14 protein-coding genes are annotated in these 20,564 nt (G+C 60.0%); 7 read left to right on the top strand and 7 right to left on the bottom strand.

Annotated features, from left to right (window positions below):
- Positions 1 to 8: 8 nt before the first annotated feature.
- Entirely contained in the window at positions 9 to 2,192 is a 2,184-nt protein-coding gene (gene uvrD / locus ACZZ0A_RS25290; RefSeq protein ID WP_007912069.1) for a DNA helicase II, read from the bottom strand.
- Between the two features lie 257 nt (positions 2,193 to 2,449).
- Between uvrD and ACZZ0A_RS25285 the strand changes: the two genes are divergently transcribed.
- The 3 genes from ACZZ0A_RS25285 (at position 2,450) to ACZZ0A_RS25275 (ending at position 6,672) form a co-directional block, all read left to right on the top strand.
- Complete coding sequence (locus tag ACZZ0A_RS25285; RefSeq protein ID WP_463543870.1) at positions 2,450 to 5,320, top strand: putative bifunctional diguanylate cyclase/phosphodiesterase; 2,871 nt, start codon at positions 2,450 to 2,452, stop codon at positions 5,318 to 5,320.
- 127 nt (positions 5,321 to 5,447) lie between these two features.
- A complete protein-coding gene (gene hexR, locus ACZZ0A_RS25280) occupies positions 5,448 to 6,314 on the top strand; it encodes a transcriptional regulator HexR (RefSeq protein WP_007912071.1) in 867 nt (288 codons plus the stop codon).
- Positions 6,315 to 6,468: 154 nt separating this feature from the next.
- Positions 6,469 to 6,672 carry a PA3496 family putative envelope integrity protein gene (locus tag ACZZ0A_RS25275; protein ID WP_007912072.1) on the top strand — a complete coding sequence of 68 codons (204 nt, stop codon included), beginning with the start codon at positions 6,469 to 6,471 and terminating at the stop codon, positions 6,670 to 6,672.
- On the opposite strand, the gene ACZZ0A_RS25270 is transcribed toward ACZZ0A_RS25275, so the two are convergent.
- The gene (locus ACZZ0A_RS25270; RefSeq protein ID WP_007912073.1) at positions 6,614 to 7,576 is read right to left on the bottom strand and encodes a LysR family transcriptional regulator; all 963 of its coding nucleotides are present in this window, start codon (positions 7,574 to 7,576) and stop codon (positions 6,614 to 6,616) included. The genes ACZZ0A_RS25275 and ACZZ0A_RS25270 overlap by 59 nt on opposite strands.
- A 190-nt stretch (positions 7,577 to 7,766) precedes the next feature.
- On the opposite strand from ACZZ0A_RS25270, the gene ACZZ0A_RS25265 reads away from it, so the two are divergent.
- The gene (locus ACZZ0A_RS25265) at positions 7,767 to 9,182 is read left to right on the top strand and encodes an acetyl-CoA carboxylase biotin carboxylase subunit (RefSeq protein WP_025112637.1); all 1,416 of its coding nucleotides are present in this window, start codon (positions 7,767 to 7,769) and stop codon (positions 9,180 to 9,182) included.
- 11 nt (positions 9,183 to 9,193) lie between these two features.
- On the top strand, positions 9,194 to 11,002 hold the full coding sequence (oadA, locus tag ACZZ0A_RS25260) for a sodium-extruding oxaloacetate decarboxylase subunit alpha (RefSeq protein ID WP_007912076.1): 1,809 nt from the start codon (positions 9,194 to 9,196) through the stop codon (positions 11,000 to 11,002).
- Positions 11,003 to 11,185: 183 nt separating this feature from the next.
- Here oadA and ACZZ0A_RS25255 read toward each other — a convergent pair whose 3' ends face one another.
- Both ACZZ0A_RS25255 and ACZZ0A_RS25250 read right to left on the bottom strand, forming a co-directional pair.
- Complete coding sequence (locus ACZZ0A_RS25255) at positions 11,186 to 13,381, bottom strand: autotransporter outer membrane beta-barrel domain-containing protein (protein ID WP_463543869.1); 2,196 nt, start codon at positions 13,379 to 13,381, stop codon at positions 11,186 to 11,188.
- A gap of 198 nt (positions 13,382 to 13,579) precedes the next feature.
- Entirely contained in the window at positions 13,580 to 16,537 is a 2,958-nt protein-coding gene (locus tag ACZZ0A_RS25250) for an autotransporter outer membrane beta-barrel domain-containing protein (RefSeq protein WP_463543868.1), read from the bottom strand.
- A gap of 263 nt (positions 16,538 to 16,800) precedes the next feature.
- Here ACZZ0A_RS25250 and ACZZ0A_RS25245 point away from each other — a divergent pair, with 263 nt between their 5' ends.
- Entirely contained in the window at positions 16,801 to 17,079 is a 279-nt protein-coding gene (locus tag ACZZ0A_RS25245) for a helix-turn-helix domain-containing protein (protein WP_007912084.1), read from the top strand.
- Between the two features lie 32 nt (positions 17,080 to 17,111).
- On the opposite strand, the gene ACZZ0A_RS25240 is transcribed toward ACZZ0A_RS25245, so the two are convergent.
- Complete coding sequence (locus ACZZ0A_RS25240) at positions 17,112 to 17,960, bottom strand: amino acid ABC transporter permease (protein WP_463543867.1); 849 nt, start codon at positions 17,958 to 17,960, stop codon at positions 17,112 to 17,114.
- Entirely contained in the window at positions 17,957 to 18,778 is an 822-nt protein-coding gene (locus ACZZ0A_RS25235; RefSeq protein WP_463543866.1) for an ABC transporter substrate-binding protein, read from the bottom strand. Before ACZZ0A_RS25235 ends, ACZZ0A_RS25240 begins: the two co-directional genes overlap by 4 nt.
- A 113-nt stretch (positions 18,779 to 18,891) precedes the next feature.
- Between ACZZ0A_RS25235 and ACZZ0A_RS25230 the strand changes: the two genes are divergently transcribed.
- Complete coding sequence (locus ACZZ0A_RS25230; protein ID WP_095113181.1) at positions 18,892 to 19,791, top strand: homocysteine S-methyltransferase family protein; 900 nt, start codon at positions 18,892 to 18,894, stop codon at positions 19,789 to 19,791.
- Between the two features lie 100 nt (positions 19,792 to 19,891).
- On the opposite strand, the gene ACZZ0A_RS25225 is transcribed toward ACZZ0A_RS25230, so the two are convergent.
- The gene (locus ACZZ0A_RS25225) at positions 19,892 to 20,563 is read right to left on the bottom strand and encodes a GNAT family N-acetyltransferase (RefSeq protein WP_123376070.1); all 672 of its coding nucleotides are present in this window, start codon (positions 20,561 to 20,563) and stop codon (positions 19,892 to 19,894) included.
- Position 20,564: the final 1 nt, after the last annotated feature.

Genomic DNA, 20,564 nt, shown 5'->3' with positions numbered 1-20,564 from the left:
GCAGGTCGTCAGATCGCTTCCAGCTTGGCGTAACCGAGCATCAGCCACTTGCTGCCTTCGCTGAAGTTGACCTGCACCCGCGCCTGCGCGCCGGCACCTTCGAAGTTGAGGATCACGCCGTCACCAAAGATCGAATGGCGTACTGCCTGACCGAGGCTGAACCCCGTTTCCGGGATTTCGCTGCCACTGAACAGGTTGCTGCCGCTCATCGACTGGTTGCCGCCGAACGGACGGCTGACGCTGTTCGACAAACGAACTTCCTGAATCAGGCCTTTCGGCACTTCGCGGACGAAACGCGAAACCTTGTTATAGGTTTCACTGCCGTACAGGCGTCGGGTTTCCGCATAGGTCATCACCAGATTCTGCATCGCCCGGGTGATACCGACGTAGGCCAGACGCCGTTCTTCTTCAAGACGACCCGGCTCTTCCAGGCTCATCTTGTGCGGAAACAGGCCTTCTTCCATACCGACGAGGAACACGTAAGGGAATTCCAGTCCCTTGGCGCTGTGCAGCGTCATCAACTGAATACTGTCTTCGTGCTCGTCGGCCTGAGTGTCACCCGCCTCCAGCGAAGCGTGGCCGAGGAATGCCGCCAGCGGCGTCAGCTCTTCGTCTTCTTCGGTGTTTTCGAAGTTGCGTGCGGCGCTGACCAGTTCCTCAAGGTTTTCTACCCGGGCCTGGCCTTTCTCACCTTTTTCCGCTTCGTGGTAGGCAATCAGGCCGGACTGTTCGATGACGGTTTGCGTCATCAGGTGCAACGGCATTTCCATGCACTTGGCGGCGAGGTTCTCGATCAACTCGATAAACGCACCCAGCGCACCGGCAGCGCGACCGGTCAGGCCTTTGTTGGCGACCAATTGGCGCATGGCTTCCCACATCGACACATCGCTGTGCCGTGCATGGTCGCGGATCGCTTCGACGGTTTTTTCACCGATGCCACGGGCTGGAACGTTGATTACCCGTTCCAGCGCCGCATCGTTGCCGCGACCTTCGAGCAAACGCAGGTACGCCATCGCGTTCTTGATTTCCGCACGCTCGAAGAAGCGCTGACCGCCATAGATGCGATACGGAATGCGTTCACGCAGTAAAGCTTCTTCCAAAACGCGTGATTGGGCGTTGGAGCGATACAGAATCGCAATATCACTACGGGCCAAGCCGGTTTTCAGCGCGCTTTCGATGGTTTCGACAACGTAGCGTGCTTCGTCGTGTTCGTTGAACGCAGCGTACAGATTGATCGCTTCGCCATCGCCGCCGTCGGTCCACAGTTCTTTGCCGAGGCGCCCGGTGTTATTGGCGATCAGGGCGTTGGCAGCCTTGAGGATGCCGGCGGTGGAGCGATAATTCTGCTCCAGACGAATGGTCACCGAATCGGCGAAGTCGGAAGAATACTGATGAATGTTTTCGATCTTCGCGCCACGCCAGCCGTAAATCGACTGGTCGTCGTCGCCCACCACCATCAGGCTGTCGCCGCCCTTGCCGAGCAGGCGCAACCAGGCGTATTGCACGGCGTTGGTGTCCTGGAACTCGTCCACCAGAATATGTCGGAAGCGCTTTTGGTAATGCGCCAGCAGGCCCGGATGATCGCGCCAGAGGTCGAGGGCGCGCAGCAGCAGTTCGGAGAAGTCGATGACGCCGGCACGCTGGCACGCCGCCTCGTAGGCTTCGTAAATGCCGCGCATGGTCGCCAGGTACAAATCGCCGCTGGCCTGAATGTGTTGCGGGCGCAGGCCTTCGTCTTTCTGGCCGTTGATGAACCACTGCGCCTGACGCGCCGGCCAGCGTTGCTCGTCGAGACCGAGCTCGCGGATCACCCGCTTGACCAGCCGTTGCTGGTCGTCGCTGTCGAGAATCTGGAAGGTCTGGCTCAGGCCCGCTTCCTGCCAGTGCGCCCGCAGCAAGCGGTGCGCCAGGCCGTGGAAGGTGCCGACCCACATGCCGGCCGGGTTGATGCCCAGCAACTGCTCGATGCGATGACGCATCTCGGCAGCGGCCTTGTTGGTGAAGGTCACCGACAGAATGGAGTGGGGCGAGGCGTTTTCGACCTGGATCAACCAGGCGATACGGTGCACCAGCACTCGGGTTTTACCGGAGCCAGCACCGGCCAGGACCAACTGACGGCCAACGGGGGCTGCTACGGCCTGGCGTTGGGCATCGTTGAGGGAGTTCAGCAGAAGGGAGAGATCATCGCGCATCGGGGCATTCTAGGGTGCGCCGCAGGCCCGGGCAAACCGAGCTTTGCATTAGCCGATGAAAGTCCTGTCGATGACGACCGGTCGGTCACTGCCTGCAGGCATCGGCCCGCCGCGCTTCAAGGGTTTGGCCGGTGGCAAAGGGCGGAACAGTTTCGGTGAAATTATGATCTGGAGCAGTTTGGCAACGGGATCGGCTTGTGTATGCTCCGTCCACGTTTCGGGCGCACGCCCTCCTTATAAAAACAAGAACGTTGCCCATGACCCTCAGCTCCGAACTGTCGGGCCCCTCCGTGGAACCCCGGGTTATCCGCAAGCACTATGCCGTCGAAATGGCGGTCGAGCGCACGCGTCTGCTGTATCAGGGCTCGTTGTTGCCCACGCTGTTCATGTTGATCAATGGTCTGGTCTGCGCCGGCCTGCTCTGGAGCCCGCAGCGCTACTTCGTGGTCAGCGTCTGGCTGGTATGGTTGCTGTCATTGGTCGCGCTGCGGGTGATTCAGGTGGCGGCATTCGATTCGGCGATCCCTGATCGTCAGGCGCAACCGATCTGGCGGCGGATGTTTCTGCTTGGCTCGACCATGACCGGCCTTACCTTGGCCGGTGCCGGCATCGCCTTGGTGCCCGCCGACAACTTCATCCAACAGGCTTGGGTGTTCGGCCTGATTGGCGCCGCAACCCTGTCGGCCAGCGTTGCCTACGCGGTGAGCCTGCCAGCGTTTCTCTCCTTTACCTTGCCCTGTCTGTTGCCGGCGATCGGTTATCTGTTCTGGGGCGGTGACGAGCAGGCGCGCGGTTGGGGCTGGCTCGGCCTGATCCTGCTCGGCTCGCTGAGCGTGGTGGCATGGCAGGTCAATCGGCTGATCGATCGCGGCTTGCTACGGCGCTTCCAGAATCAGCACTTGATCGAACACCTGCAACAGACGCAGGCGCGCAGCGAACAGCTCAATCAAGACTTGGCCAAAGAAATCGACCAGCGCCGCTGCGCCGAGGGCAAGTTGCGTGAGGCGCAGGTCGAACTCGAAGACCGCGTGGTCCAGCGCAGCCTTGAACTGGACGCCGCCAATCAGGCCCTGAGCAAAAGCGAGGCGCGGCTGGCGCTGGCGTTGAAGGCCAGTGAGTTGGGGTTGTGGGACTGGAACCTGCAAACCGACGAAGTTCACCACACGCAGATTCAGGAGCTGTTCGGCCTCGCTCCGGAATACGTCACGGCGCTGTTGCGCGACCTCAAGCCACGTCTGCATCCAGACGATGTGCCGACGCTGAAATACGCGTTGATCGAGCACTTGAAGGGTCGTACCGAGGACTATCAGATCGAATACCGCGTACGCCACGGCGATGGCCATTGGGTCTGGATCGAAGACCGTGGCCGCGCGGTAGAACGCAGCGACGGCGGTCGGGTGATCCGCATGGTCGGCACCCGCCGCGACATCAGTGCCAGCAAAAGCCTCGAAGAGCAGCAGCGCCTGGCGGCGACCGTATTCGAAGCGGCCAGTGAAGGCATCGTGATTCTGGACCCGAACTATGCGCTGATCGCGATCAATCAGGCGTTCAGCCGCGTCACCGGCTACGACATCGAAGACATGCTCGGGCGCAATGTCGTCGAATTACCGTGCAGCCGCGATGCCCGCCGTCATTACGTGGCGATCCGCCATGCGCTTGAGCAGCATGGCAGTTGGCAGGGCGAACTGGTGGAGACGCGCAAAAGCGGCGAGCTGTATCCGCAGTGGCTGCAACTTAATGCGGTACGTGATGGTCGGGGAAATGTCAGTCATATCGTCGGCTTCTTCGCCGATCTGTCGGCGCGACGCGAATCTGAAGAGCGCCTGCGCTATCTGACCCATTACGACGAACTCACCGGGCTGGCCAACCGCTCACTGTTTCGCGAGCGTTTGCATGAAGCGCATCAGCGCTCGCGTCAAGGCCGGCGCAGTCTGGCGTTGCTGCACATCAATCTGGATCGCTTCAAATTGCTCAACGACAGCCTCGGCCATGAGATTGCCGACCAGTTGCTGCAGAAAATGGCGCGCCGTCTGGTCAACGCCTTGCCGGAAGCGGACACCATCGCGCGGTTGTCCGGCGACGAATTCGCCGTGCTGTTCGATGCCTACGGCAACCTGTCGAGTCTGGCCCGGGTTGCCACGCGCCTGTCGAGCAAGTTGCGACTGCCACTGACGGTCGAGGGGCATGAGCTGGTGGTCAGCGCCTCGATGGGCATCAGCATGCTGCCAGACAACGCTCGGGAGATTTCTGCGCTGGTCAGCCAGTCGAACATGGCTATGCAACACGCCAAGCATTTGGGCGGCAACAACTTCCAGTTCTACACCGACAGCCTGCAAGCCAGCACCCTTGAGCGCTTGCAGCTGGAAAATCAGTTGCGCAAAGCCATCGAAGAAAAGCAGCTCAAAGTGTTCTATCAACCGAAGTTGTGCCTTGAAACCGGGCGGTTGAATGCCGCGGAAGCACTGGTGCGTTGGGATCATCCGAGCATGGGCCGGGTGCCGCCGGGGGATTTCATCGGGTTGGCCGAAGAAACCGGTCTGATCGGGCCGATCGGCGAATTCGTCCTGCGTCAGGCCTGCTGGCAGGCCTGTGAATGGCAGCGTCAGGGGCTGGAGCCGATCCGTGTTTCGGTGAACCTGTCGGTGCATCAATTGCGTCAGGGCAAGCTGGTCAGTCTGGTGCGGCAGGTGCTGGAGGAAACCGGTCTGGCGCCGCACTACCTCGAACTGGAATTGACCGAAAGCCAGTTGCTCGACAGCGTCGAACACATCATCGCGACCTTCCAGCAGCTACGTGATCTGGGCGTGAAACTGGCCATTGACGATTTCGGCACAGGCTATTCGTCGTTGAGTTACCTCAAGCGCATTCCGGTGGATTACGTGAAGATCGATCAGGCGTTCATTCGCGGGTTGGGTGAGGGCAGCGAAGACGCGGCGATCACTCGCGCGATCATCGCCATGGCGCATGGACTATCGCTGAAGGTGGTAGCTGAAGGTGTCGAGCGCCTGGAGCAGCTGGAATTTTTACGCGTTGAGCGCTGCGATGAGGTGCAGGGTTATCTGATCAGTCGGCCTGTGGAGGCTGCCAGTCTGGCCGGGCTTTTGCGCGCGCAGGATAATCCGTTTTAAGGGCTACATGCTCCTCATCGCGCCTGATATGGGGACATGGAGTTACGCATTGAGCAGGCAAAAAGCCAATTCATGTAGTATAACTACAAGCGTGCTACATCCTTGCCCATAAGAAGAGTCCAGCCCCTTGAATCTGCTGCAACACATCGCCCAGTCACGTCACCTGTTACGCAAGTCGGAGCTCAAGGTCGCCGACCACGTGCTGCTTGACCCTGCGGCGGTGATGCACAGTTCCATGGCCGACCTGGCCCACAGCGTCGGCATCAGTGAGCCGACTATCGTGCGCTTCTGTCGCGCCATCGGTTGTTCCGGTTTTCAGGATCTCAAACTCAAACTGGCGCAAAGCCTGGCCGCCGGTGCCAGCTTCGGCCAGTTCGCGATCCATGAAGACGACTCGGTTGCCGATTACAGCCTGAAGATTTTCGACACCACGTTGCACACCTTGATGGAGGTTCGCGAGAAGCTCGATCCGGTCGAGTTGCAGCGCGCAGTGACGTTGATGTCGCAGGCGCAGCGCGTCGAGTTCTATGGCTTCGGTGCCTCGGGTGCAGTGGCAGCGGATGCGCAGCACAAGTTCTTTCGTTTGCTGCTGACGGCGGCGGCGTATTCCGATCCGCACATGCAGGCAATGTCGGCGGTAACGTTGAAGCCGACCGATGTGGCGATCTGCATTTCGCAGTCGGGGCGTTCCAAGGATTTGCTGATCACTGCCAATCTGGTGCGCGAGAGCGGGGCATCGCTGATTACCCTGTGTCCGAGCCAGACGCCGTTGGCCGAATTGTCGACGGTCAATCTGGCGATCGATGTGCATGAAGACACGGAGATTTATACGCCGCTGACGTCGCGTATCGCGCACCTGGTGGTGATCGATGTGCTGGCGATGGGCGTAGCGATGGCGCGCGGGCCAAGCCTGGTCAATCACCTCAAGAGCGTGAAGCGCAGTCTGCGCAGCTTGCGCTTGTCGCCCAAGGCCGCCAAAGCCCTGGATGATTGAGATCAAAAGATCGCAGCCTTCGGCAGCTCCTACACGGATCAATGTAGGAGCTGCCGAAGGCTGCGATCTTTTGCTTTTTGGGCGGCAACTTTCATCAAACCGTCATCCCTCCCGCCTATCGTGAAACTCCCGTAATCGCCTTGGGAGACTCGAAATGGCTCAGCCCTACGAAGAACGCAACAGCGCCGCGAAAACCCGTCGTCAGCAGGAAGACCAGCGCCGCATGGAATTTCGCCGCGCTATCGAAGATCGCTTCGAACTCCGTCAGCTTCAGGCCGAAATCGGCGACTTTCCCGAGATCAATCACTGGCAGGCAACGCCCGCAGCTTCCCGTCGAAACGCTCAACCAGCGCGCTGATCTGCACGCGTTCGCTGCGGATAAACGCCAGGAAGGCGTGCGCCACCGGTGACAGGCGTTTGGCTTTGGCTTGCACCAGGCACCAGCTGCGCAGCAGCGGCAATTCCTCGACCGGCAGCTCGACGAGTCCGCCGGTCGCCAGCTCCAGGTTCAGGGCGTGGCGCGTCAACAGCGCCAGGCCCAGACCCGCCTGCACGCATTCACGCTGAGCTTCGGCCGAGGCCACTTCCTGCGTCTGGGTGAAGTGCACGCGCTTCTCTTTGAAATACTCTTCGCAGGCCAGTCGCGTGCCCGAACCCGGTTCACGGATCAGCAATGTATAGGGTTCAAGATCCTGCAAACGCAACGGGCCCATGTGCGCCAACGGATGATCCGGACGCGCCACGGCAACGATCGGATTGTTGAGGAACGGCAAGAACTCCAGGCCCATGTCCTGCGGCACCATCGACATAATCACCAGATCATCGCGGTTGTCCGACAGCCGCCGGATCACTTGACCACGGTTGACTACCGTCAATTGCAGATTCACTTCCGGGTGCTGGCGCTTGAACGCGGCGAACAGGTGCGGGACGAAGTATTTGGCGCTCGATTCGACCGCCAGTTTCAGCTGACCCTGCAACGAGCCCTGCATGTCCGACAGTTGCATATCGAGGTTTTCCAGGCGTCCGAAGATGTCCCGGCTTGCGCGCTGGAGGGCCTCGGCAGCCTCGGTCATGTAGAGCTTTTTACCGACATAATCGAATAATGGCTGGCCGATCAGCTCCTCGAGCTGACGAATCTGTAGGCTGACGGCCGGTTGCGTGAGGGACATTTCCTCGGCTGCGCGGCTGTAAGAGCGTAAATCACACACTTCGTTGAAGATCTGCAATTGGCGTAATGTCATACGCATCAAGGACTTACGCATTTTTTATAGGCTCTGACGGCGGGCTGATGTTTCAACTATAAGTCTTTGCTTATGCCTGACCCAATTTTTATTCATTTTTGTTAATCCCTCATGAGCGCTAGTGTGGACCTGCGACTAAATTGAAACATTTGGTCACGCGTCGACCTGGGTCTAGCAGGTCGTGGTGCCACCGGCTCAAGGGAACCTCCAAGTGATAACAAAGATCCTGATCGCCAACCGTGGTGAGATTGCCGTACGAATCGTGCGAGCCTGCGCCGAAATGGGCATTCGCTCGGTTGCGATTTTTTCCGACGCCGACCGTCATGCGTTGCATGTGAAGCGTGCGGACGAGGCCCATAGCATCGGTGCCGAGCCACTGGCCGGTTACCTGAACCCGCGCAAGCTGGTGAACCTGGCGGTTGAAACCGGCTGCGATGCGTTGCACCCCGGTTACGGTTTCCTCTCGGAAAACGCCGAGCTGGCAGACATATGCGCTGAACGCGGCATCAAATTCATTGGCCCGTCGGCGGAAGTCATTCGCCGCATGGGCGACAAGACCGAAGCGCGGCGCAGCATGATCAAGGCCGGTGTGCCGGTTACGCCGGGTACCGAAGGCAATGTTGCCGACATCGAAGAAGCCTTGGCCGAAGGCGACCGCATCGGTTACCCGGTGATGCTCAAAGCCACTTCCGGTGGTGGCGGGCGCGGTATCCGTCGCTGCAACAGCCGCGAAGAACTCGAACAGAATTTCCCTCGGGTGATTTCCGAAGCGACCAAGGCGTTCGGTTCTGCCGAAGTGTTCCTGGAAAAATGCATCGTCAATCCCAAGCACATCGAAGCGCAGATTCTCGGCGACAGCTTTGGCAACGTCGTGCACCTGTTCGAGCGTGATTGCTCGATCCAGCGTCGCAACCAGAAGCTCATCGAAATCGCCCCGAGCCCGCAACTGACTCCCGAGCAACGCGCTTACATCGGCGACCTGTCGGTGCGTGCAGCCAAGGCTGTAGGTTACGAGAACGCCGGTACTGTGGAGTTCCTGCTCGCCGAGGGCGAGGTGTACTTCATGGAGATGAACACCCGGGTGCAGGTGGAACACACCATCACCGAAGAGATCACCGGGATCGATATCGTTCGCGAGCAGATTCGCATCGCCTCCGGCCTGCCGTTGTCGGTCAAGCAGGAAGACATCCAGCACCGTGGTTTCGCGTTGCAGTTCCGCATCAACGCTGAGGACCCGAAGAACAACTTCCTGCCGAGCTTCGGCAAGATCACCCGTTACTACGCCCCCGGCGGTCCGGGCGTGCGCACCGACACAGCGATCTACACCGGCTACACCATTCCGCCGTTCTACGACTCGATGTGCCTGAAACTGGTGGTCTGGGCACTGACCTGGGAAGAGGCGATGGACCGTGGTCTGCGCGCCCTCGACGACATGCGTCTGCAGGGGGTGAAGACCACCGCGGCGTACTATCAGGAAATCCTGCGCAACCCGGAATTCCGTAGCGGCCAGTTCAATACCAGCTTCGTTGAAAGCCACCCGGAACTGACCAACTACTCGATCAAGCGCAAACCCGAAGAGCTGGCCCTGGCCATCGCCGCCGCCATCGCCGCCCACGCAGGCCTGTGAGGAATACAACAATGTCCAAGAAGATCTTTGTCACCGATACCATCCTGCGCGACGCTCACCAATCGCTGCTCGCCACCCGCATGCGCACCGAAGACATGCTGCCGATCTGCGACAAGCTCGACAAAGTCGGCTACTGGTCGCTGGAATGCTGGGGCGGTGCGACGTTCGACGCCTGCGTCCGCTTCCTCAAAGAAGACCCGTGGGAGCGTCTGCGCCAACTGCGTGCGGCGCTGCCTAACACGCGTCTGCAAATGCTTTTGCGCGGCCAGAACCTGCTGGGCTACCGCCATTACAGCGATGACGTGGTCAAAGCGTTCGTCGCCAAGGCTGCGGTAAATGGCATCGACGTGTTCCGCATTTTCGACGCGATGAACGACGTGCGTAACCTGCGCGTGGCCATCGAAGCGGTGAAGGCGGCCGGCAAACATGCGCAAGGCACCATCGCTTACACCACCAGTCCGGTTCACACCATCGATGCGTTCGTGGCCCAAGCCAAGCAGATGGAAGCCATGGGTTGCGACTCGGTGGCGATCAAGGACATGGCTGGCTTGTTGACCCCGTACGCCACCGGTGAACTGGTGCGTGCGTTGAAAGCCGAGCAATCGCTGCCGGTGTTTATCCACTCGCACGACACCGCCGGTCTGGCGACCATGTGCCAACTCAAGGCGATCGAAAACGGCGCCGATCATATCGACACCGCAATCTCCAGCTTCGCCTCGGGCACCAGCCATCCAGGCACTGAGTCGATGGTTGCTGCACTCAAAGGCACCGAGTTCGACACCGGCCTGAACCTCGAGCTGCTGCAAGAGATCGGCCTTTACTTCTACGCCGTGCGTAAGAAGTACCACCAGTTCGAAAGCGAATTCACCGCGGTCGACACCCGCGTGCAAGTCAACCAGGTGCCGGGCGGGATGATCTCCAACCTTGCCAACCAGTTGAAAGAGCAGGGCGCACTCAACCGCATGGCTGAAGTCCTCGCGGAAATCCCGCGTGTACGTGAAGACCTTGGCTTCCCGCCGCTGGTGACGCCGACCTCGCAGATCGTCGGCACCCAGGCGTTCTTCAACGTGCTGGCCGGCGAGCGCTACAAGACTATCACCAACGAAGTGAAGCTTTACCTGCAAGGCGGCTATGGCAAAGCACCGGGCGTAGTGAACGAAAAACTGCGTCGTCAGGCGATCGGCAGTGAAGAAGTCATCGATGTGCGTCCGGCCGATCTGCTCAAGCCGGAAATGACCAAGCTGCGTGCCGACATCGGCGCGCTGGCCAAGTCGGAAGAAGACGTGCTGACCTTCGCCATGTTCCCGGACATCGGTCGCAAGTTCCTCGAAGAGCGCGCCGCCGGAACTCTCACGCCGGAAGTGCTGCTGCCGATTCCAGAGGCTGGCGGTGTGACCAAGGCTGGCGGCGAAGGCGTGCCGACCGAGTTCGTTATCGACGTCCACGGCGAAACCTACCGCGTCGACATCACCGGTGTCGGCGTCAAGGCTGAAGGCAAGCGTCACTTCTACCTGTCCATCGACGGCATGCCGGAAGAAGTGGTGTTTGAGCCGCTCAACGAGTTCGTCAGCGGTGGCAGCAGCAAGCGCAAGCAAGCCTCGGCGCCGGGCCACGTCAGCACCACCATGCCGGGCAACATCGTCGATGTGCTGGTCAAGGAGGGTGACACTGTCAAGGCGGGTCAGGCTGTGCTGATCACCGAAGCGATGAAGATGGAAACCGAAGTCCAGGCTGCGGTTGCCGGCAAGGTCACCGCCATTCATGTGGCCAAGGGTGATCGGGTCAATCCGGGTGAAATTCTGATCGAGATCGAAGGCTGAGATAACGGCCGCGATCCAACGCTTTAAACCTCGGGGGGGCATGTGCTCCCCTTTTTTTTGCCTGAATTTTTCACCTGTAGGAGCTGCCGAAGGCTGCGATCTTTTGATGTTGTTTTGGGTTAATAAAAACAAAGATCAAAAGATCGCAGCCTTCGGCAACTCCTACAGAAAATGTTGTGTCAGTTAAAACGCCATGCGCCATTGGCCCATCACGCCGTGAGTGCGGCTGTCAGTGGCCATTTCACCGGTAAGACCAACGCCGACGGAGTGATTGGCTGACAGCCCAAGATCGAGGCCGGCATCCACCGACAGGCTGTTGCGATCCAGCGCGGCACCGGCAACCTCAAACCGCTTGCCACCCTTGACCAGTTGTTGGCGGGTGTCGCTTTCGATCTCGCCAAAGGTGTGTTTCCAACCGGCACTGAATCGCGGCGTCAGCGTCATGCCGTTATCCAGCCGAGTGATTTTTGCCGTGCGCAGGCCGAAGGTGCTGCTGAGGTTGTCGCGGGTTTGCCCAAAGACTTTCAGCGCTGCATCCCCACCTTTTTCGCTGTAGCTGTCGCGCTGATAGCGCTGATAGCCGAGGCTGGCGAACGGTTCGAGCGTCGCGTTGTGCCGGCCAACATTGACCGCCAGTTCGGCAAAGGCTTGCTGGGTGTTGGCGTCATAGTTGCCCTTGAGACGATCGCTGAAGCCGTTGAAGGCCACTCGCCGCTTGCTGTCGCCGTCATGGCTGGCATAGGTCGCCCCGAGACGCAGTGAGAACGGTCCGTCCTGGCGCACGGCGTAGGCGCCGAGGTGCCAGCTGTCGAGGTCGCCATCGTATTGCCGAGCGTCGAGTCTGGTTTGCGATTTACCACCGACCAGGCCGATATGCCATTGCTCATCGAGCCGCCAGTCGGCGCCCATGACCAGGCCTTGGGTCGCGTGTTTCAGGGTGCTGTCGAACTCGCGGTCAACCTTGCCGCCATGGCCGAGCGCCTGAATCCACACCCGCCCGGAGTCGGCGCCGCCGGCGGCCTGACGCGGTGAGTTGCCGGAACCGTAGGCAGAACCGTAACGGCTATTCAGTTGCTGCATGGCCGAGAGCATGCTCGCGCTCACCGGAGTGATACTGCTTAGCGTGGCTTTGGCGAGATTGGCGTTGCTGCCGGCGGCGAGTTGTTCGATGGCGACGGGGGCGGTGGTTTTGTCGCTGGTCAGTAGTGCGGCGACTGCTGCGTTTGTGGGTTTTAGTGGCGCAGGGGCGGGCTGTTCGGCGGTCTCGTTAACTTGCGCAGTAAGAGGTTCGTCCTGCATTGGCGATGGGACGGACTCTGCAACGAGCGTCGACGCAGATGGCGGAACTGGAACTGGAACTGGAACTGATGCGGAAGCCGTCAATGGCGTTGGCGTTGGCGTTGGCGTTGGCGTCGCGAATGGCGCAGGCGTTTGTGGTTCGATTATGCTGTCGGCAACTGCACGACCGTTGTCTGTCGTGGCAACGCTCGCAAGCGGCTCACCGTTACGGGCATAAGTCAGCCCGACGGATTTTTTGTTGTACTGAGGTGTGGCGGTCATAAAGGCGAGGTTGTTAAGGACCTTGCCGAATTCGCCTTCTACCTTGCCGGCTTCGATGATTTTGTACTGGCGACTTTGCGGATACTCCCCTGGAACGGCAACGACGTTCAGGGTTGCACCTTCCAGCCTGGCAGTGCCATCGACCTTGATCGTTTGACTGCCACTGGGCGTGACCTCATAAGCCAGCTCGGCGGTTGGGGACAAGCGCAAGTCGCCTTTCACGCGCGGACTGCCGAGTGCCCCATTGACGGAGAGCAGGCCGGCGACCTTCAGGCTGCCCACAGCGCCTTTACCTGCAAAGCTGCCACCTCTTTCGACATAGACATCGCCCTTGATGCCCCCCAGGTTGGTCAAAGCGGTACCGCTGTTGACCAGCACGCCGTCCTTGAAGTCACCCTTGGAACTCAGAGTCCAGTCGCCCCGGCTGAGGAGCAGGCCGTTGAAATTACGCGTGTCTTTCAGCTCGCCGCCTGCCGCTGCATCCAGGAACAGGACGTTATCTCCTGCGCCACCATCCAGCAGGCCGGTAAAGCTTGCGCCGTCCGTGAGTGTGATCAGATCGTTTACAGCGGTACCTTTAAACGTTTCTTCAGGGGTTTTAAAAGCGATGGGTACCGTACTTGGGTCGGTGAGAAATCCCTTGAGTCGTTCAAGTGCCATTTCTTTAGCGTTGGTTTCGGGCAATTCATTGGCATTCACGACTGCGGTTGAATCAGCGACTTCAGAGGATTGCTGAGCGTTGGCAAGCTCTACACAAGCCAGCGCCAGCGAAATGGCCAAAGCCAAGTGTTTTGGTTTGAAAGTGTGTTGACGGGGCATTAGGTTAGGCCTTTTCTGAAAGGAGACCCAACTCTATTGATGCCCCAGAAAATCCGATGTCGGCTGCTTCCCGCACGCTTGCAGGCGACATCGCATCGTTTTGTAGAAAATGACCGTGTGATCTGGAACCCGGAGTTTTGCTCGGCTGCAGCGGCTCTTTTTCCTACAACCAATCAAGACCGCGCCGCCTGTTCAACCTCAAAAACTCATCTGCCACTGCCCGATCAACCCGTGATTGCGGCTGTTGCTGCCGATCTCACCGCTGTATCCCACACCCAGCGTGTGCCGCGCAGAAATCCCCACATCCAGCCCGGCTTCCAGCACCAGGCTGTCGCGATCCAGCGAGCTACCATCGACACTGAACGCCGTGCCGCCAGTCACAAACGCCTGACGCGTCGAGCCGCCGACATCGCCGTAAGTGTGTTTCCAGCCAGCAGCCATGCGCGGGGTCACGCTCATGCCGTTGTCGAGGCTGCTCAAGTGCGCCAGGCGCAGGCCGAAGGTGCTGCTGAAGTTGTCCTGGGTCTGGCTGTCGACTTGCAGCGCGGCGGCGCCGCCTTTTTCCTTATAGCTGTCGCGGTGGTAGCGCTGATAACCGAGGCTGGCGAAGGGCTCGGCGCTGAGGCGGCCGCTGCCCATGGCATAGCCGAGTTCGGCGAAGGCTTGCTGGCTATCGGCGTCGTAATCGCCTTTCGGGCGGTCGCTGAAACCATTGAAGGCGATGGTGCGTTTGCTTTCGCCCTGATGGCCGCTGTACGCCGCGCCGAGGCGCAAAGCGATCGGGCCGTTCTGGTGCAGCGCGTAGACGCCGGCGTGCCAGCTCTCGACGTTGCCGTCGACGCCGGTCGCGTCCAGATCGGTTTTCGAATAACCGCCCAGTACGCCCAGGCGCCACGCTGGATTCAGTGACCAGTCGGCGCCCAGCACGCTGCCCTTGGTGCGTTGTTCCAGACCACTGCTGCCGTGTTCGCCATCGAGCTTGCCGTAGCCGCCGATGCCTTGCAGCCAGAGCCGGCCGTGAGCGTTCGGATCATTCAGGTTGCGCGCCTCGGTCGGCACGCCGTTGGCCGCCAGCACGGGCGTGTCGCGTTGATCGAGGCCGACCAGCAGTCCCGGGCTGCCGCCCATTTGCTGCATCGCCGAGAGCATGCTGCTGCCGACCTGACTGCTGGCGCTGAGGGTGGCGTTGGTCAGGTTGGCGTTGCTGGCGCCGGCCAGTTGCTCGATTGCTGCGCCGGCGCTGCTTTGGCTGGTATTGAGCAAGGCGTTGTACAGCGCACTGTTTTTGCCGATTGAGGCGAGGCTGTTGGCGGCGTTTGTGCCGTTGCCGGTCGTGGCAAACTCATTGAAAGCCACGTCGTTGCGAGTGTAGGTCAGGTCAACTTGGGTAGGCGTGTAGGCAAGGGTCGGCGTCAGGAATGCATAGTCGCTGCTGACCTTGCCGAAGGTGCCGTTGACCTGCGCCGCTTGCAGCACGGTGTAGTGGCTCTGCCAGGGATACGTGCCGCTACCGGGATTCACCGCGAGCGTTGCGCCATTGAGATTGGCGATGCCGCCGACCTGTACCGGCGCGCTGCTGCCATCGGCGTTGACGCCGTAGGCGAGGGTGGCTGCGCTGCCCATGTTCAAATCGCGAACGATGGTTGCGCGACCGAGTCCGGTGTCGGTGCGCAATGTGCCGTTGACGGTGAGGCTGCCCACCGAACCGCCACCGGCATACACACCGCCGGCATCCACGGTCAGGTTACCGGCGATGCTGCCCTGATTGATCAGTTTTGCGCCGTTGCGCACTGCACCGCCGTCGCTGAAGTCGCCGCTGCCTGTGAGTGTCCACGCACCTTGTTCGACCTCCAGCCATTCGAAGTTACGACTGGCGCCGAAGCTGCCACCGGCCGCATCGTCCATCACCACCCGGTCGTAACCGCTGCCGCCATCCACCACGCCGACAAAGCGACTGCCGTTGCGCAGGGTCAGACTGTCGTTACCGCCGCCCAGATCCAGCGCCAGGCCATTGCTGCCACTGATCGTGCCGCCGTTGATGACGTTGTCGGCGAACTCGCCGACGAGCTTCACGCCGAAACCGTTGAGGCCTTGAATGGTGCCGAAGTTTTCCAGAGTGGTCGCCGCCAGCCCCGAGCCGCCGCTGCCATCGTCGACCAGAATGGCGCTGTCGGCGCCGCTGATCAAAGCGTTGCTGGCGTTGAGAATGTAACCGCCACCCAGCGCGATACCTTCGCTGCCATTGGCGAAACCGCCCTTGTCGACACCGCCGGCACCGACGCCTTGAATGGTCCCGTAGTTTTCGATGTGGGCGATCTTGTCGATGTCCACGCCGTCGCCGTCACCGTTCGCTTGCAAGCCTGAGTAAGCGCCAGTGATGGTGCCGTGGTTAATCACCGTGCCATCGCCGTCGGAACCGAAGCCGGAACCATTGCGGCCGGTGATCTGCCCGTAGTTGATCAGCGTCGCGCCAAGATCGGTGGTGATGCCATGGCGGCCACCGGAAATCACCCCGTAGTTGGTCACACTGACGCCGCTCGCGGAATCGATATCGATGCCGTCGAATTTCCCGTCGGCATTGTGCGAATCGCCGGACGAAATCTCGCCATAGTTGCTGATCGTCGCATTCGCGCCGGTCTTCATGCCGTCGCTGGCGTCGCCGCGAATCAGCCCGCCGACGCGGTTGATAATGGTGGTCTTCACGCCGTCACTGCGCAGCGCATCGAGATCCAGTCCCTGGCCGGTGGTGGAGCGAATCACGCCGCTGTTGTCGATCAACAGGCTGCCGCTGACAAAGTTGCTGTCGATACGCAACGCGTCGTTGGCACCGCGAATCTGCCCGCCGCTGCGGTTGTAAATCGTGTAGTTGCGCGCCTGGGTCAGGTCGCCACTGCTGTCGATGGCCCGGCCACCGCTGGAAACGATTTTGCCGGCGTTGTCGATCACCACACCGGCACCGCTGGTCTTGTCTTTCAGGCTCACGGCCTTGCCGCTGTTGGTGATGCTGCCCGGCGCGGAAATCGTCAACGTGTCGCTGCCACCCAGCGTTTGTGCTGCCGTGGTGGCGGTGTCGATCTGCACGGTTTTGCCGTGGGCTGCCGTGGCAGCGATCAACAGAGCAATGGCAAGGGACAGACGCTGGGGCGGGAACGGCATGGTCGGACGGCCTTTTTGTTATAAGCGGGCCGTCCTGTATAGCGAAGGGTTTTTACAGAATGATGTCGGTGGTTGATCTGCATTGTTTTGCATCTTCAGCGCTGAAATATATTAATTTCTGCATTTTGTTGCAGTTTTTTTGCCTGCTTCTCTCATTAGGTGCGGTAAGTTTTGATTCAAACGCCGAAGCACTCACATCAATGAATCCCCGCGCCATTAATGTTTATTGAGCCTTATGCGGCGCTCGAAGATTGGAGAGGAAAATGGTAATGACAGTTCTCGAACGCATGGCGCTCATCGAAAGCATTCAAGAGGCGCTGGCCGACGGGACATTGGAAATCAGCGAAGCCGTCCGCCGTTTACGAGTTGAGGTGACAGGGCTGCATCAAATCCAATTCGCTAAGATGTGCAAAATTTCGGTCCGCACGTTGATACACATAGAGCACGCTGAGGGTAATCAGACGTTGAGGTCGTTGGACTCAATATTCCGATTGTTTGGCCTGAAAATGGGCGTTGTGCGGGTACGCCGAGAGCCCCATTAAAACCCGACGCAACCCGCAAGGTGCCGATCCCCCTAGCTCCGTCGCACGTATGCCTTGCCGTAATGCCGCTCCATTCGTGCCTGAATCAACTCCAGTCCAATGGACATCAGCCAGTAGATGATCGCCGCCGTCGTCAGCATTTCGATGTAGCGGTAGCTTGAGCGCCCGTATGACTGGGCGAGAAACATCACTTCCCAGACGCCCATCACCGAGATCAGTGACGAGTCCTTGAGCATCGAGATGAACTGGTTGGTGGTGGGCGGGATGATCGTGCGCATGGCTTGCGGCAGGGTGATGCGCCAGAAAATCACCGTCTCGCGCATACCCAGTGCCAGCGAAGCTTCGCGCTGGCCGTGGTCGACACCGAGGATGCCGGCGCGGAAGATTTCGCTGAGATAGGCGCCGTAGTTCAGCGACAAGGCAATGATGCCCGCGACGATGGCGCCAGGCACGATGCCCAGTTGCGGCAAGCCGAGGTAGATCAGCAGAATCTGGATGAGCAGTGGCGTGCCGCGAAAGAACGAGGTGTAAAAACTGGCGATGCCGAACGCCACGGCGCTTTTCGACAGGCGTGCCAATGCCGTGATGAAGCCCAGCAGGGACGAAGCGACAATCGAGCACACGCAGAGGAACAGCGTCAGCGCTGCACCCTGCAAGAAGCCGTTGGGCGCCAGGTGCAGGCCGACCAGATTGGGCAGTTTGTCGAGGATGATCGAGAACTTCAGGTCGAAGCTCAGGAAGAACCCGGCGAACAGGCAGAACAGCGCGGCCCAGGTCAGGTACAGCCGCGTACGAAACCCGAACATCCGTTGCAGGCGTGATTCAGCCACCGGTTGCGGTGGCTGTGGCGGTGGCTGTGGCGGTGTCGGGAAAGAAGTCATTGGCTGATATCAGCGCCGATCCATTTTTGCGAAAGCTTGCTCAGGGTGCCGTCCTGTTTCAGTTGCGCGAACACCTCGCGCACTTTGGCATCCCATTGCGCGTCACCCTTTTCGATGGCCACCGAGTTCGGCTCCGAATACAGCGGCGCGCCGGCCAGTTTGAAGCGTTTGTCCTGGTTCAGGCGTGGCTGCGCGGTGACGAGGTTGGTGAGGATTGCATCCAGGCGCACGCCGGCGCCCAGGCCCAAGTCCTGGAAGGCGACGTTATCGGTATCGTACGGCGCGATCTGCACATCTTCGAACGGGTACTGCAGTTGCGTATCTTCGGCGCCTTCGATGACCAGGTTCTTGTTCAGATAGCTTTCGTAACTGGACGCGCTGGTGAGGCCGACTTTTTTGCCGCTCAGATCCTTGGCGTCGTGGATCCGCTCATCCTTGGCATTGACCACGATCACCGCCGGCGAAGCGTAGTACTCGACCGGGAAATCGAATACCTCGGCGCGGGCCTTGCTCGGCGTCATCGAGCAGATGCAGATATCGTAGCGCCCGCTCCAGCGGCCGGCGGCAATGACGTCCCACGACGGCGTTTCGAGTCGCAGCTTGACGCCTAACTTGTCCGCCACGGCTTTGGCGACATCAACGTCGAAGCCATCAAGCTGATTCTGGTCGTTGAGAAACGAGAACGGTGGATAGCTTTCCATCAGCACACCGACCAGCTCTTTTTTCTGCTCGATACGATCCAGCGTCGTGCCACCAAAGGCTTGCGTGGAGGCGGCCAGAATGGTCAGGCCCAGGGCCAGTAGCGGATTAAATTTCACAGTCGATCCCTGGATAAAAAAGAGGTTGTTTTTAACGGAATGGTGCGTATTAAATAGTTATAAGAACGACTCTGATAGTGAGTTATTTTCATAAGCATATGAGTGAAAAGCATATGGGCGCAGGCAGCACGATTATTCTCGATGGCGGCATGGGCCGTGAGTTGCAGCGCGCCGGTGCGCCATTTCGCCAGCCGGAGTGGTCGGCGCTGGCGTTGAGCGAGGCGCCGCAAGCGGTTGAGGCGGTACATGCCGCTTATATCGCCAGTGGCGCCAATGTGATTACCACCAACAGTTATGCCGTGGTGCCGTTCCATATTGGTGAGGAACGCTTCGCCGCTGAAGGGCAGGCACTGGCGGCGTTGGCCGGTGAACTGGCGCGACGTGCGGTGCAAGCCTCGGGGAAATCCGTGCGGGTGGCCGGCTCATTGCCGCCGCTGTTCGGCTCCTATCGTCCGGATCTGTTCGAGGCCGCCCGAGTGACTGAGTTGCTGGCGCCCTTGGTCAACGGCCTGGCAGCGCATGTTGATGTGTGGCTGGCGGAAACCCAGAGTTCGATCATCGAGGCGCGAGCCATTCACGCCGGGTTGCCGAAGGATGGCAAACCGTTCTGGTTGTCGTTCACCTTGAAGGACGAAGACACTGATGAAGTGCCGCGCCTGCGCTCTGGTGAGCCAGTCGCCGAAGCGGCGGCGGTGGCGGCTGAATTGGGCGTCGAGACGTTGCTGTTCAATTGCAGTCAGCCGGAAGTGATCGGTGCCGCGATTGATGCAGCGCGTGAAACCTTCGAGCGCCTGGGGGTGAAGATAAACATTGGTGCTTACGCCAATGCGTTTCCGCCGCAGCCAAAAGAAGCTACGGCCAATGACGGACTTGATCCGCTGCGCGAGGATCTGGATCCGCCGGGGTACTTGCACTGGGCGATTGACTGGCAGCAGCGCGGTGCCAGCCATTTGGGCGGTTGCTGCGGGATCGGGCCGGAACACATCGCGGTGCTGGCGCAGAAACTGGGCTGAAAACAGATCAAAAGATCGCAATCTGCGGCAGCTCCTACATGGGATTGACGTTCACCCTGTAGGAGCTGCCGCAGGCTTCGATCTTTTGCTTTTCAGGTAATCACGATCGGCATTCAACCAAGCCTTTCACCTGCCCGTCGGACGTCTGATTATCATCCGACAGCCACTGCTCGAACCCTGCCGCAATCGCCGGCCACTCGCCATCCAGAATCGAGTACCACGCGGTATCGCGGTTCTGCCCCTTGACCACCATGTGCTGGCGGAACACGCCTTCGAAGCTGAAACCCAAACGCTCGGCGGCGTATTTGGAGCGGGCGTTGCCGTTGTTGCATTTCCATTCGAGGCGGCGGTAGCCGAGGTCGAAGGAATATTTGGCCAGCAGGTATACCGCTTCGGTGCTTCTCGGCGAGCGCTGCATCGGCGCACCAAAGGTGACGTGACCGATTTCAATGCGACCCTGGGCCGGGACGATCGACATCAGGCTGAGGATGCCTTGCACTTGGCCGCTGGCGCGGTCAACGACGCTGAAGAAATACGGGTCGCTGGCGGCCGCGTGGTTGTTCAGCCAGGCGTCGAAAGTGCTGCGCTCCGGAAAAGGTCCATAAGGCAAGTAATCCCAGAGTTTCGGGTCGGCGCCGGGGCCCTCGAGGGCGGCGAACAGTTCGTCGCCATGGCGCGCCGGGTCGAGTCTTTCCAGGCGAATGAAACGCCCTTCGAGCAGCGTGGCAGTGGGGGCGGGGGCGCCTTTCCAGTCAGCCAGTGAAGTGGTCATG

It is taken from the genome of Pseudomonas sp. AC242, assembly GCF_979258655.1.
Note: the sequence above shows the minus strand (reverse complement) of the source record. Positions and strands in the feature narration are given on the sequence as shown.